Source organism: Paracoccus sp. (in: a-proteobacteria) (assembly GCF_035556475.1).
Taxonomy (GTDB): domain Bacteria; phylum Pseudomonadota; class Alphaproteobacteria; order Rhodobacterales; family Rhodobacteraceae; genus Paracoccus.
Map to the genome: position 1 here is coordinate 1 of NZ_DATMFA010000117.1, position 13,833 is coordinate 13,833.

Annotated in this window: 13 protein-coding genes; 8 read left to right on the plus strand and 5 right to left on the minus strand. The window is 65.9% G+C overall.

The features are described 5' to 3' along the window. Positions 1 to 47: 47 nt before the first annotated feature. Genes VNQ78_RS17045 through VNQ78_RS17055 form a run of 3 tightly spaced genes read left to right on the plus strand, consistent with a single transcriptional unit; the run spans position 48 to position 2,489 of the window. Positions 48 to 1,022, plus strand: coding sequence for a branched-chain amino acid ABC transporter permease (locus VNQ78_RS17045; RefSeq protein ID WP_325691990.1), 975 nt, complete (start codon positions 48 to 50; stop codon positions 1,020 to 1,022). Then, a complete protein-coding gene (locus VNQ78_RS17050; RefSeq protein ID WP_325691992.1) occupies positions 1,019 to 1,765 on the plus strand; it encodes an ABC transporter ATP-binding protein in 747 nt (248 codons plus the stop codon). The genes VNQ78_RS17045 and VNQ78_RS17050 overlap by 4 nt, the downstream gene beginning before the upstream one ends. 1 nt (position 1,766) lies before the next feature. Further along, the gene (locus VNQ78_RS17055) at positions 1,767 to 2,489 is read left to right on the plus strand and encodes an ABC transporter ATP-binding protein (RefSeq protein ID WP_325691994.1); all 723 of its coding nucleotides are present in this window, start codon (positions 1,767 to 1,769) and stop codon (positions 2,487 to 2,489) included. Positions 2,490 to 2,498: 9 nt separating this feature from the next. Here VNQ78_RS17055 and VNQ78_RS17060 read toward each other — a convergent pair whose 3' ends face one another. Further along, on the minus strand, positions 2,499 to 3,404 hold the full coding sequence (locus VNQ78_RS17060; protein ID WP_325691996.1) for an NAD(P)-dependent oxidoreductase: 906 nt from the start codon (positions 3,402 to 3,404) through the stop codon (positions 2,499 to 2,501). A gap of 114 nt (positions 3,405 to 3,518) precedes the next feature. Here VNQ78_RS17060 and VNQ78_RS17065 point away from each other — a divergent pair, with 114 nt between their 5' ends. The 3 genes from VNQ78_RS17065 to VNQ78_RS17075 all read left to right on the plus strand — a co-directional run bounded on the left by VNQ78_RS17065 (position 3,519) and on the right by VNQ78_RS17075 (position 7,659). Next, a complete protein-coding gene (locus VNQ78_RS17065) occupies positions 3,519 to 5,204 on the plus strand; it encodes an FAD-binding protein (protein WP_325691999.1) in 1,686 nt (561 codons plus the stop codon). Between the two features lie 169 nt (positions 5,205 to 5,373). Further along, positions 5,374 to 6,762, plus strand: coding sequence for an MFS transporter (locus VNQ78_RS17070; protein ID WP_325692001.1), 1,389 nt, complete (start codon positions 5,374 to 5,376; stop codon positions 6,760 to 6,762). Positions 6,763 to 6,939: 177 nt separating this feature from the next. Further along, positions 6,940 to 7,659, plus strand: coding sequence for a photosystem reaction center protein H (locus VNQ78_RS17075; protein ID WP_325692003.1), 720 nt, complete (start codon positions 6,940 to 6,942; stop codon positions 7,657 to 7,659). A gap of 24 nt (positions 7,660 to 7,683) precedes the next feature. Here the strand turns inward: VNQ78_RS17075 and VNQ78_RS17080 are convergent, their stop codons facing one another. Together VNQ78_RS17080 and VNQ78_RS17085 are read right to left on the minus strand one after the other, a co-directional pair. Then, positions 7,684 to 7,941, minus strand: coding sequence for a hypothetical protein (locus VNQ78_RS17080; RefSeq protein WP_325692005.1), 258 nt, complete (start codon positions 7,939 to 7,941; stop codon positions 7,684 to 7,686). Between the two features lie 196 nt (positions 7,942 to 8,137). After that, entirely contained in the window at positions 8,138 to 8,842 is a 705-nt protein-coding gene (locus VNQ78_RS17085) for a UdgX family uracil-DNA binding protein (RefSeq protein ID WP_325692007.1), read from the minus strand. Between the two features lie 76 nt (positions 8,843 to 8,918). On the opposite strand from VNQ78_RS17085, the gene VNQ78_RS17090 reads away from it, so the two are divergent. Next, positions 8,919 to 9,380 (plus strand): host attachment family protein, encoded by a 462-nt coding sequence (locus VNQ78_RS17090; protein ID WP_325692009.1) that lies wholly within the window; start codon positions 8,919 to 8,921, stop codon positions 9,378 to 9,380. A gap of 48 nt (positions 9,381 to 9,428) precedes the next feature. Here the strand turns inward: VNQ78_RS17090 and VNQ78_RS17095 are convergent, their stop codons facing one another. Next, positions 9,429 to 10,850 (minus strand): PAS domain S-box protein, encoded by a 1,422-nt coding sequence (locus VNQ78_RS17095; RefSeq protein ID WP_325692011.1) that lies wholly within the window; start codon positions 10,848 to 10,850, stop codon positions 9,429 to 9,431. 173 nt (positions 10,851 to 11,023) lie between these two features. Then, positions 11,024 to 13,060: an N-methyl-L-proline N-demethylase HpbA gene (gene hpbA / locus VNQ78_RS17100; RefSeq protein WP_325692013.1), complete on the minus strand. Its 2,037-nt coding sequence runs from the start codon at positions 13,058 to 13,060 to the stop codon at positions 11,024 to 11,026. Positions 13,061 to 13,187: 127 nt separating this feature from the next. Here hpbA and VNQ78_RS17105 point away from each other — a divergent pair, with 127 nt between their 5' ends. Then, the gene (locus tag VNQ78_RS17105) at positions 13,188 to 13,817 is read left to right on the plus strand and encodes a TetR/AcrR family transcriptional regulator (RefSeq protein WP_325692041.1); all 630 of its coding nucleotides are present in this window, start codon (positions 13,188 to 13,190) and stop codon (positions 13,815 to 13,817) included. Positions 13,818 to 13,833: the final 16 nt, after the last annotated feature.

Consider the following 13,833-nt stretch of genomic DNA (forward strand, 5'->3'; position numbering starts at 1 on the left):
CTCCTGCGTCCGCAGGGACTTCTGGGCACCAAGGAAGGACGCGCGGTATGAACCGGACCGGACTGATCCTGATCGCGCTTGGCATCGTCGCGCTGGCGCTGGCCCCGCTTGGGCAGGGCAACTACATCATCTACACGCTCACCTCGTGGCTCTTGTTCTCGATCTCGGCGATGGGACTGAACCTGACGCTGGGCTATGCCGGGCAGGTCAGCCTTGCGCAGGCTGGCTTCATGGGGATCGGGGCCTATATCACCGCGCTGATGACGCTGGCGGGCATTCCCTGGATCGCGGCGGTGGCGGTGTCGATCACCTCATGCTTCGCGGTAGGGCTGCTGCTCGGCTGGCCGGCGCTGCGGGTGCAGCACCACTTCCTGGCCTTCGTCACGCTGGCCGCGAACATCCTGCTGTTCCTCGTACTGCGGAATGAAGAAGAGATCACCGGCGGCTCCTTCGGCCTTGTCGGGATGCCGCGCCCCTCGGTTCTGGGCCTCTCCACCGACAGCAACCTGAACTTCTATTACTTCACGCTGGTCTGCTTCCTGATCGCGGCCTTCGTGATGTGGTGGATCCTGCGCTCGCCCTGGGGCCGGGCCTTCAAGGCGCTGCGGGAAAACCCGATCCGCGCGGAATCGCTGGGGCTGAAGATCCGCCGCCAGACGCTTCTGGCCTTCGCCATCGGCTCGGCCTTCGGCGGCCTTGCGGGCGCGCTGCAAACCCCGCTGGTGCAGTTCATCGAGCCGGGCAGCTTTGCGCTGTTCCATTCGCTGAAACTGCTCTTGATGGTGGTGGTCGGCGGCGCGGGCTTCTTCTTCGGGCCGATGCTCGGGGCCGCCGTGGTCATCCTGCTGCCCGAACTGCTGCGCTTTACCGAGGGCTATTACCTCATCATCTATTCGGCGCTGGTGATCGTGCTGATGGTCTTCTCGCCCAACGGCCTGATCGGACTGGGACAGCGGATCTGGAATCAGTTCCGCCCCAAACAGGAGGAGCGGCGCGACATGAAGAAGGGGTTCCAGCTATGAACGCACCCATCCTCTCGGTCCACAACATCTCGAAGCATTTCGGCGGCATCAAGGCGGTGAACGGCGTCAGCTTCGATGTGCAGAAGGGCGAGATCCTTGGCCTAATCGGGCCGAACGGCTCGGGCAAGTCGACGCTGTTCAACTGCATCCTCGGCCAGCTGCGCCCCAGCTCCGGCCATTGCGAGATCGAGGGCCGCCCGACCGACGGCATCCGTCCCGCCGACCTGTCGCTGATGGGCGTCGGCCGGACCTTCCAGCAGCTTTCGGTCTTTCCGAAGATGAGCGTTCTCGACAACGTCATCCTTGCCGGGCAGGAGCATGAGGGCTCGATGCTATCGCGGCTGTTCGGCAAGTCCGATGCCGGGCTCACCGGCAAGGCCGAGCAGTTGATCGAGTTCTTCCACCTGACCCCCTATCGCGACACGCAGGCCGGATCACTGTCCTATGGCCAGCAAAAGCTGGTCGATGCAGCGATGGCCTTCATGGCCGGGCCGGGGATCGTGCTGCTCGATGAGCCGGCGGGCGGGGTGAACCTGACCATGCTCGCCCATCTGAAAGAGCGCCTGCTGACCTATAACCGCGAGCACGGCACCACCTTCGTCGTGATCGAGCACAATATGGAATTCGTCATGTCGCTTTGCACCCGCATCATCGTGCTGGCGCAGGGCGAGATCATCGCCGAAGGCTCGCCGGACGAGATCCGGTCGAACCAGACGGTCATCGACGCCTATCTGGGGGGCTGACATGCTGGAAGTCAGGGACGTCACCGGCGGCTATGGCCGCATCACCATCCTGAACGGCACCTCGTTCACCATCCCGAAAGCCTCGATCACCACGGTGATCGGGCCGAACGGCGCGGGCAAGTCGACCGTTTTCAAGGCGATCTTCGGGCTTCTGAACATCCATTCCGGCCAGATCCTGCTGGAGGGCGAGGACGTGACCCGCAAGCGCCCGGCCGAGATGATCGCGCGGGGCGTCACCTATGTCCCGCAGGGCCGCAACGTGGTGCCGCAGCTTTCGGTGTTCCACAACCTCGAACTGGGGGGCATCACCGCCAAGGATCAGGGCAAGCTGCGCCAGCGGATCGAACAGGTGATGGACCAGTTCCCGATGCTGCGCCAGCGCAAGGACCAGAAGGCGATCGAGCTTTCGGGCGGCCAGCAGAAGCAGCTGGAAATCGCCCGCGCCCTGCTGTTGGACCCGAAGCTCATCCTGATCGACGAGCCCTCGATCGGGCTGTCGCCGAACCTGGTGCAGGAGGTGTTCCAGACCCTGATCCGGCTGCGCGATCAGGGCGTGACGGTGCTGATGGTGGAACAGAATGCCAAGGCCGCCCTCGCCATGTCCGATTACGGGCTGGTGCTGGAACTGGGCCAGACGCGGATGTTCGACGAGGCCCCGAAGCTGCTGGCCGATCCGCGCGTCGGCCAGCTTTTCCTGGGCGGTCATATCGGCGACGCGGCCTGAGGGGTTCCCTCAGGCCCCTCGCAGCTCGGCCAGCGTCCGGGCAATGCCCTCCTCGATCCGCGTGACCGGTTGGGGGCCAAGGCCCGCCGGCACCGGGTCCGAGGCGAGGTCGGCGGGGATGCGCAGGGGTGCGCCCTCGATCCCGATGCCGTCCCAGCCGCTTTGCCGCGCAAGCTCGGCGGTGAACTCCTCCATCCCGCGCGTGTCGCCGGCCATGGTCAGCACCGTCGCGCCCTGCATCGGCCGGATCATCGCGGCCGCCAGCAGGCGCGCCACGTCATCGACATGGACAAAGCCCACCCGGCCCGAGAAGCGGATCAGCGCCGCCTCGCGCCGGACCGAGGCGGCGAGCGCGATCGACGGCCCCGCCGCGATGCCGCTGCTGATCCCCGGCCCGTAGACGATATAGGGGCGCAGGCCGAGGCTCGGGACGCCGTGATCGGCGGCCCAGACCCGCGCCACGCCCTCGACCGCGAGCTTGGTGACGCCGTAAAGCGACATCGGGTTCGGGACCGCCGCGCTTTCGGGGCCGAAAACCGCGGCGCTGCTGAGATAGGCGACCGGGGCGCCAAGGCTGCGCGCCAGCTCGAGCACCAGCGTCGAGCCAAGGACATTCACCCGCACCGCCAGCGCCGGGTCGCGGGCGCAATCGACGGTCATCAGGCCCGCCAGATGCACGATGCCCGAGCACCCCTGCCCCGCCGCCGCAAGCGATGCCGCGTCGGTCACATCGCCCGCCGCCACCTCGCATCCCTCGGGCGGGGTCATGCGGGCCAGCGCCGGCGCAAGGTCAAAAAGGCGCGGAACCACCCCCTCGGCCAGCAGCGCCGCCGCCACCCTCTGCCCGATGAAGCCCGAGCCCCCCACCAGCAACACCCGCCTTGCCCCGCCCGCAGCGGCCTTGTTTCCCGTCATCTCCGTCCTCCTTTGACATTCAAAATATGGAATCACATTCAATAATAAAAATCACTTCCATTTTTTGATCAGCCATGCCAATTTCCGCCAGCAGATCACGGGAGGGGCGATTTGATGAAAAGCGGGACGTTCGACGAAGAGGTTGACCTGCTGGTCATTGGCGCGGGCGCAGGCGGCATGACCGCCGCGCTCAGCGGGGCCATCACGGGGCTGGAGGTACTGCTTTGCGAAAAGACCGGCATGGTCGGCGGCACCACCTCGACTTCGGGCGGGACGACCTGGGTGCCAGGGACCGAGCTTTCGCAGCGCGCGGGCGTCCCTGACAGCGCCGAGGATGCCGCGACCTTCCTGCGCCATGTCGTCGGCAATCGCGGCGGTGACGCGCGGCGCCAAGCCTTCCTCGCCTCCGGCCCCGAAGCCATCGCCGATCTGGAGCGGAACAGCGAGTTGCGCTTCGTCGCGGCCGCTGCGCATCCCGACTATCTCGACGGTCCCGGTTCGGCCTATGGCGGGCGGGCGCTGGCCCCGGTCGAATTCGACGGCAGGCTGCTCGGCGCGGATTTCGCACGCGTCCGCCCGCCCCGCGACGTTTTCATGGGGCTGGGCGGCATGATGGTCGCCCGGAACGAGGTTGGCGCGATGCTGAATCCGCTGGCCAGCGCCGCGAATTTCACGACCGCCGCGAAAAACGTCCTGCGTTATGGCCGCGACCGGTTGCGTCATGCGCGTGGCACGCGCCTGCTGATGGGCAACGCGCTGGTGGCGCGGCTGCTCTTCAGCCTGCGCCGCAGGCGGGTGCCGATCTGGTTCGACAGCGCCGTCGAGGATTTCATCCGCGACGGCCAGCGCGTCATCGGCGCGGTGATCCGTACCCCGGACGGCCCGCGCCGCGTTCATGCCCGACGCGGCGTGGTGCTGGCCACCGGCGGCATCGGCTGGAACAGGGATCTGCGCCAGAAGCTGTTCCCGGCCCAAATCGCCCCCCGCTCGCAATCGCCCGAGGGGAATACCGGCGACGGCATCACACTGGCCATGACACGCGCCGGCGCGGCGCTGGATGACGGCTGCGACAGCGCCGGGCTGTGGATGCCCTGCTCGCTGCTCGAGGATGGCAAGGGCGGCGTTTCGGTCTGGCCGCACATCCTGCTGGACCGCGCCAAGCCCGGCCTGATCGCCGTCGGGCGCGACGGCCGCCGCTTCGTCAACGAGGCCGACAGCTATCACGATTTCTGCATGGGCATGATCCACGCCAAGCTGGACGAGGCGTGGCTGGTCGTCGATGACAGCTTCATTCGCCGCTATGGCCTTGGGCTGGTGCTGCCGGGCGGTCACGGCCTTGGCCGCCTGCTGCGGCGCGGCTATCTGCAAAGCGCCCCCACGCTTTCCGCGCTCGCGGGCAAGATCGGGGTGGACGCGGCCGGCCTTGCCGAAAGCGTCCGCGTCAGCAATGCCCATGCGGCGGCAGGCGCCGACCCCGATTTCGGGCGCGGCAGTTCGGTGGTGAACCGCTTCAACGGCGATGCCGAGGCCCCCGGCAACCCCTGCCTCGGCCCGATCGACAAGGCCCCCTTCTATGCCCTTCGCGTGGTGCCGATTGATCTGGCCGGCAGCGGCGGGTTGAATTGCGACGTCGAATCGCGCGTTCTGGACGAGGCGGGGCAGCCGATCGAGGGGCTTTATGCCTGCGGAAACGACGCCTCCTCGATCTTCCGGGGCACTTATCCCGGCCCCGGAACCACGATCGGACCGGCGATCGTCTTCGGCTGGCGGATTGCGCGCCATCTTGCCGCCCAAGGATAGCGTCCTGAGAAAACAGCCTTTCTCGGTTCCCGCCGGGAAGGCTGGGCAGAGAATTAACATCCCGTTAACCGAACCGCAAAAACGGTCTTTGACGTTATGTCCCCGACCGACGATTTGTCCCGGCAGGGCACGCCCGAGGAGCCGCCGCCAGAACTTCAGGGAGGTTATCATGACCGCTTCGCAAGCCTTCACCCCGAAGGCCAAAAGCCAGTCGAGCAAGGCCGCCGCCAGCGGCTGGATCGGGTCGGCCTTGGAATATTACGACTTCTTCATCTACGCGACCGCCGCCTCTCTGGTGTTCCCGCAGATCTTCTTCCCGTCCGAGAACCCGCGCACCGCAATCATCGCCTCGCTTGCGACCTATGGCGTGGGCTATATCGCCCGCCCCGTCGGCGCCTTCGTGCTGGGCCATTGGGGCGACACCCATGGCCGCAAGAACGTGCTGATCCTGTGCATGTTCCTGATGGGCTTCTCGACCCTGCTGGTGGGCCTTCTGCCGACCTATGCGCAGGTCGGCATCCTTGCCCCGATCCTGCTGGTGATCCTGCGCCTCGTCCAGGGTTTCGCCGTCGCGGGCGAGATTTCCGGCGCAAGCTCGATGGTGATGGAGCACGCGCCCTTCGGACGGCGCGGCTTCTTCGCCAGCTTCACGCTGCAGGGCGTGCAGGCGGGCCAGATCCTTGCCGCCGCCGTCTTCCTGCCGCTCGCGCATTTCATGCCCGAGGAGCAGTTCAACTCCTGGGGCTGGCGCGTGCCGTTCCTCCTCAGCTTCGTCGTCATCATCGCGGGCTGGATCATCCGCCGCGAGGTCGAGGAAACCCCCGCCTTCCAGAAAGAGGAAGCCGCGCACGCCACCCCGCGCTCGCCCGTGATCGAGGCGGTCCGCACCAGCTGGCCCGACATGATCCGCGTGATCTGCATGTCGCTGATGAACACCATCCCCGTCGTCACCACGGTCTTCGGCGCGGCCTATGCGGTTCAGGCGGCCTATGGGGTCGGCTTCCACAAGGATGTCTATCTGTGGATCCCGGTCATGGGCAATATCGTCGCCTGCGCGGTCATTCCGCTGGTCGGCAATCTGTCGGACCGCATCGGCCGCCGCCCGCCGATCATCGTCGGCGCGCTGGGATCGGGGTTGCTCGCCTTCGGTTATCTCTACGCCATCTCGATCCATTCGGTGCCGCTGGCGATCCTGATGTCGCTGCTGATGTGGGGCGTGGTCTATCAGGGCTATAACGCGGTCTTCCCCAGCTTCTACCCCGAGCTGTTCCCGACCCGCACCCGCGTTTCCTCGATGGCGATCTCGCAGAATATCGGCACCACGATCACCGCGCTTATGCCCGCGCTTTTCGCCTTCGTCGCCCCGCCCGGCTCGACCAATGTGCCGCTGATCGTGGGTTCCATCGCCTTCGCGGTCACGGTGATCGCCGCCAGCGCCGCCTGGTCCGCGCGTGAGACCTATCGGGTGAAGATGGAAGATCTGGGCAATCCCGACGCCGTCCCCCTGCCGCGCGAGCATTATCACCGCCTGCGTGCCGAGGTGCTGGCCACCAACTGACCCCATCCCCCCGCGGCTTCGGCCGCATCCTTCCCCACCTGCCGGACCGTTCCTTGTGGCGGTCCGGCTTTTTCTTTGCCGAAGCGCCTTCATCTGCCTGCGCCGGGGACGGGAGGGAACATTCTGCCAATTCGCAGGTTCGCTTCCCCCACGCAGACCTGCGCGAAGGAGGAGAGGATGAACAGGCTTTTCACGACGACCGCTCTGGCACTGCTGGTAAGCGGCGCGGGGCTTCATGCGCAGACCGCCGACCCCGCGCCGCCCGCCGCACCGGCGGCTACCGCGCCGGCAGTGGCACCGCCCGAGATCGCTCCGCCCGAGGGTTTCACCCCCGAGGACGTCGTCTTCAGCGCCGAGAACCTCGACGGCGCGACGGTCTATGACGCGACCGGCGAAAGGATCGGCGAGGTTCACGGTCTGGTTTTCGCCAATGGGACGACGACCACCAGCGGAACGGACACGGCTGACGCGGCAAGCGACGCGCCGCCCGCAACCTCGCCTGCTGTGACGGACGAGACGGGCGACATGTCGGGCACGCCCCCGCCCGATCCGAATGCCGGGACCGCAGCAACGGACGCCACCGGGGACGCTGCGACGGCCGAGGGTGAGACGATCAAGAATGTGGGATCGGATGCCACCACGGTGACGCCGACCGACGCCACGACCCCGCCCACGCAGGATGCGGCTGCCGCTAAGGACGGTGCCGCAGCCGCAGGGGAGATCACCGAGGCCGTAGTCGATGTCGGGGGTTTCCTCGGCATGGGCGAACATCGGGTCGCTGTTCCGATCGGGGAACTCGTGGCCTATCGCAAGGATGACGAGTTGCGGATCTATCTGCCCTGGACCCGCGATCAGTTGATGGCCCTGCCGGAATTCGAGATGAAGAACCCGGCCTAGGGATATTCACGGTGGGCCGGAGGCCTATTTCCCTCCGGCCTGCCCCGCACCGCGCAAGACCTCGGCCAATCGGTGAAAGCTGTTGGCGACGGCCAGTTCGAGCGCGAGACCCTCGGTCTCGACCGCGCCCGGATCCTCCTGTCCGTCCAGCAGGATCTGGCGCGCCTCCAGCCAGTCCAGCACGCGCTGCAATCCCTGCTCGTCCAGAAGGCCGGGCAGAGCCTGCAACAGCTTTTCGCAGGCGATGCACCGCGCCTCGGCTTGAGTGATCGGATGGGACATCTTGGCGCTCCTCGCATTTGGTTCCGGTATGGGCAGGCCGGGTAAGGGCCGCATGATCAGTCACGGGATCGGCGATGTCGGCATCGCCCGGCTCGCGGGCGGCGCGATGCACCCGCCGTGCCAGAACTCCGCCCCTGCGCCGAGCGTTGCAGGAAAGTTTGCGGTCCGCGCCGCGCTTGCAGGAGAGTGCGCGCGATCATCGCTCTCGCAAACCCGCTTTTTCAGACCCGAGAAGCTGCCGCGCCCGGCGCAGATCGGCGATGAACAGTCCCGTCTCGCGGTCTCGATCCGCGGAATCGCGGATGCGCAGCAGGAAAGAGGGGTGGACGGTCGCGACCAGCGGCGTGCCGCCGGGGGCCGCCCCGGCCTTCCCCCGCAGCGACGAGACGGCGACCGGACGACCAAAGAGGCTGCGCAGCGCGGTCGCGCCCATCGCGACCAGAAGCGCGGGGGCGACCAGCTTCATCTCCTGCCCCAGCCACCAATTGCAATGGTCGATCTCTCCCGCATTCGGACGGCTGTGCAGGCGCCGCTTGCCGCGCGGCTGGAACTTGAAATGCTTCACCGCATTGGTCAGGAAAACCGCGCGCCGCTCGATCCCGGCTTCCGAAAGGCAGCGGTCCAGCAATTGTCCCGCCGGACCGACGAAGGGGCGGCCGGCAAGATCTTCCTTGTCGCCGGGCTGCTCGCCCACCAGCATCATCCGCGCCTGCCGGTTTCCCTCTCCGGGCACCACCTGTGTCGCGGGCAGATAGAGGGGGCAGCGGGTGCATTGCGCCTCGGCCTCGGCAAGCGCGCGAAGCGACCCGACTTCGATTTCTGCATCAGACAACCGACCCCTCCTGCCGATGACTCGCTGATTGGAACGGCGGCAGGCGCGGGATGTTCCCATGCGGAACATCTTGCGGGGGTAAGCGGTTGAGGTGCGACGTTGCGGAGGTCGCCGAGACCTTCCCCCCTCGCGCGGAGAACCGGAGATGATTGATCACGCATTGAGCAATGGCACATGGTTCCTGATCGCCGATGGCGAAAAGGCCCTGTTTTTCGTCAATGAGGGCGACAGGGAATATCCGGTCCTGAAGCTTCGCCACGAGGAGGCGCAGGACAATCCCCCGGATCGCGAGCAATCGGCCAACAGGCCGGGCCGTCAGCAACAAAGCGTCGGATCGGCGCGCTCGGCCTATGAGGATACCGATTGGCACCAGCTGGCGAAGGACCGCTTCGCGACCCATCTTGCCGAGCTGCTCTACCGCTATGCCCATGATGGCGATTTCGCCCATATCGTGCTGGTCGCCGCGCCACAGGTTCTGGCCGAGCTTCGCGGGCAGATGCACAAGGAGGTTTCCGACCGCGTCGCAGCCGAGATTCCCAAGACGCTGACCAACCACCCGCTGCCCGAGATCGAGCGGCTGCTGAAGGCGGAACTGGGCGCGGCCTGACCCTGCGGGGTCAGCCGGCCCGATGACGTCACCCCGCCTGGGGCGGCGTCACTCCCAGCTTGCGTGAAGCGGCGCGCGGATGCGGCAGACCACGCCCTCGGGGCGGAAGTCGAGATCCACCTCGCCATTCAGTTCCGCGGCAAGGGCATCGCGGATCAGCATCGAGCCGAAACCGCTATCGGCTGGCTCCTCCACGGCCGGGCCGCCGGTCTCCTGCCAGACAAGCTCGAATGCGCCCTTGTCCGGGCAATAGGTCCATTCGATCGACACGGACCCTTCGGGCTGCGACAGTGCACCGTATTTCGCGGCATTGGTGGCCAGTTCGTGCATCGCCATCGACAGGGTGACGACGGCGCGGGGCGGAAGATGGATCTCCGGCCCCTGGATGCGGAAGCGCTCGGCACCGAATGCCGTCACCACGCCATTCGTGATCGAAGTCAGGCTCGCGCTTTCCCAATCCTTCTGCGTCAGCAGATCATGGGCCATTGCCAAAGCCCGAAGGCGGTCCGAGAAGGTCTTGGACTTGTCCGGGTCCGCCGCGCCAAAGCTCTGGTTCGCGATCGCCTGCACGGTCGCCAGCACGTTCTTGACCCGGTGCTTGAGTTCTCCCATCAGAAGCTGCTGCAGGCGCTCGGCCTTCTTCCTGCCGCTGATATCCCGCGCGATCTTCGAGGCGCCGACGATGCGGCCGGCCCGGTCATGGATCGGCGAGACGGTCAGCGACACCTCGATCAGGCTGCCATCCTTATGGCGGCGCTGCGTCTCGTGCGTGTCGATGCGGATCCCGTCCAGGATCTGCGCCATGATCAGGTCTTCCTCGTTCGGGCGGTCCGGCGGCAGGATAAGGGTCACGTGCTGGCCCAGCACCTCATGCTCGGCATAGCCGTAAAGCGCCTCCGCCCCCCGGTTCCAGGCGGTGATCCGCTGCTTGAGGTCCATGCCCAGAATCGCATCGGTCGAGGAGGAGACGATAGCCGACAGGCGACGCTCGGCCTCGAGCGCCTTCACCCGTTCGGTCGTCTCGGCGACGATGCAGAGAACCGCATGAATTGTCCCCGCCGCGTCCCTGACCGGTGAATAGGAAATGTCGAAATAGGCCGTTTCGACATAGCCGTGGCGGTCGATATGGAAGGGCCGGTCCTGGGCCGAGACGGTCTCTCCGGTCGTCCTGACCTGCCGCAGCAGCGGTTCAAGGTCCGACCATAACTCGGCCCAGCCCTCGCGCGCGGGTCGACCGAGGGCCCTTGGGTGCTTGTTGCCGATCGTCAGCGCATAGGCGTCGTTGTAAAGCGCGACGTAATCCTCGCCCGCATAGATTACGATCTGGGCATGTGCCGGCAAGACGAGGTCTATCGCGGTTCGCAGGCAATCGGGCCATTCGCCCATCGGCCCCAGCGGGCATGTCGACCAATCCAGTTCTGCAATCAACGACGTCAGGTCGTTTCTGGCCTTGGCCAAGTTTTTTCCCACGATTCCTCCCGCTCGGGCCTCGTTGACCAGAGCATCCGCCTTGTTGCAATGGCAAGATATTGCCTATGCAAGGCATGACATAATAAGGTCATTAAGCGCAATCCACGATCGCAATATCGGCACGCGGCCGGGGCATTGCCCCTTGTATGTCCCGGTCGCAGAGGGTCGCGGTTTCAGAGATCCTTGACCAACCGCAGCGCATCATAGATCGCGGCATGGGTGTTTCGCGCCGCGACCGCATCGCCGATGCGGAACAGGCGGAAGGCCCCCTCGGGGTTCTTGCGGACGTTCTGCAAGCCGCCGGTCATCAGCGCCTCGTAATCGACCTCGCCCAGGTTCGACGAGGTCGGTTTCAGGTCGAAATATAGGTCGTCCAGCGGGCGGGTGCCGTGATTGACCACGACCTGATCGACGATGCGGTCCCGCGTCACCAAGCCATAGTCGCTGCCCAGCGTCGCGCGAAGCTGGTTCCCGTCCCGCGCGACCGATTGCAGCCGCCATGTGACGGTGAAGGTGGTGTCGAGCCTTTGCAAGCTGCGCATATAGGGCACCAGATTCATCGCCATGACCTCGGGCGAGAAGGCGCGGTCGGGGGTCACGATCTCGACCTTCGCGCCGGTCGCGGCGATCAGGTCGGCGGCTTGCAGCGCCGCATGATCGCCCGCATCGTCATAGATCAGCACGTTCCGCCCCGGCTTCACGTCACCCGACAGGATGTCCCAGGCCGAGCAGACCAGCTCGTTCCCGCTCGCCAGCACCTCGGTATGAGGCAGGCCGCCGGTGGCGATGATCACCTCGTCGGGATCGGTCGCCAGCACGTCACCGGCCTCGGCATAGGTGTTGAAGCTGAAGATCACGCCATGCTTCTCGCACATGGCCTGCCGCCAGGCGATGATCGAGATCATCTCGCGCCGCCGCTCCTGCAGGGCGGTCAGGCGGATTTGGCCGCCGGGTTGGCCCGCGGCCTCGAAGACGGTGACGGCATGGCCGCGTTCAGCGGCGACGCGGGCGGCCTCCATGCCCGCGGGACCGGCCCCGACGATGGTGATGCGCTTCCTTGTCCCGGCGGCAGGAATGACATGGGGCATGGTCTCCTCGCGGCCCGTCGCGGCGTTGTGCAGGCAAAAGGCCATGCCGCCCTGATAGATCCGGTCGAGGCAGTAATTCGCGCCGACGCAGGGGCGGATGTCATCCTCGCGCCCCTCGATCACCTTGCGGACCAGATGCGGGTCGGCGATATGCGCCCGCGTCATCCCGACCATGTCGAGCAACCCTGCCGCTATCGCATGGCGCGCGGTCGGCACGTCGGGGATCTTGGCGGCGTGAAAGGTCGGGAAATTGGTCGCCTTGCGGATCTGCCCGGCAAATTCCAGATGCGGCGCGTTCCGCATCCCTTGCACCGGGATCACATCGGTCAGGCCGGCATCGGTGTCGATATGGCCCCTGACCACGTTCAGGAAATCGGCCAGCCCACTCGCCTTCAGCATATGCGAGACCTGCATCCCCTCATCCGCCGTCATGCCGCCCGGCTGGACCTGATCGCCGGTATAGCGCAGGCCGACGATGAACTCCGGCCCACAGCGTTCGCGGATGGCGCGCAGCACGTCGAAGGTGAAACGCAGGCGGTTCTCGAGGCTGCCGCCATAGGGCGCTTCCAGATCATTGGTCAGCGGCGACCAGAATTGTTCGAGCAGATGACCATAGGCTTCCAGCTCGATGCCATCGACGCCTGCGACCTTCATCCGCTCGGCCGCATCGGCGAAATCGCCGATGATGCGCTGGATGTCCCAATCCTCTAGGCGCTTGGGAAAGGCGCGATGCGCGGCCTCACGCTCGTGGCTGGGCGCGACGACCGGCAGCCAGTCGCCCTTGTCCCAGCGCGTCCGCCTGCCCAGATGGGTCAGCTGGATCATCACTGCGGCACCGTGATCGTGGCATTCATCGACCAGCTGCTTCATCCAGCCAACGACCTCGTCCTTCCAGGCCAGGATATTGTTGAAAACCGGCGGACTGTCGCGCGAGACCGAGGCCGAGCCCGCCGTCATGGTCAGCGCCACCCCCGCCTTGGCGCGTTCCACATGATAGGCGCGGTAACGGTCCTTGGGCATCCCGTCCTCGGGATAGGCCGGCTCGTGGCTGGTAATCATGATCCGGTTGCGAAGCGTCAGGTGCTTCAACTGGAACGGCTGGAGAAGCGGATCGTTCGACATGATTCTGCCTGGATGGGTGGAATGCTGATGCCCGAAGGAAACGGCAAAATGTTCATTTGTGTCAAATTAGAAATCACTAATGAACATTCCTCTTGCCGTCCAGCCGGTTGCGCCCTATCAACGAGGCATGGATAAGGCATTGGAGAGCGGTTGGCGCGGATCGCGCGAGGGCTGGCTTGAGGCCGGCTATCAGGCGTTGATCGAGGGCGGCATCGACGCGGTAAAGATCCTGCCGCTGGCCAAGCGGCTGAACCTCTCACGCACCAGCTTTTACTGGTTCTTCGCGGATCGCGAGGCGCTCCTCGCCGCACTTCTCGACGGGTGGGAGGAGCGGACGACAAGGCCCCTCGTCGAGGCCACGACCGAATATGCCGAGAGCCGGTCCGAAGCGATGCTGAACGTGCTGGCCTGCTTCCTGTCAGCCGCCTTCGACGCGAAGCTGGAATTCGCCATGCGAAGCTGGGCGTTGCAGGACGACAACGTCGCCGCGCGGGTCAGGAGCGCCGATGATGCCCGCCTGCTGGCCCTTACCCGCATGTTGACGGAATGGGGCGTCAATCCGGCCGAGGCCGATGTCCGCGCCCGCACCATCTATCTGGTGCAGATCGGCTATATCTCGATGCAGGCGCGCGAGGATATCGAAACCCGCCTCGCCCGCATCCCGGCCTATGTGCGGATCTATGCGGATCAGGAGCCGCAGCCGAGGGAGATCGCCCGCTTCAACGCAAGGATCCGCAAGGCGGCCGGACCGGCGTGACGCCCATTGTCACGCG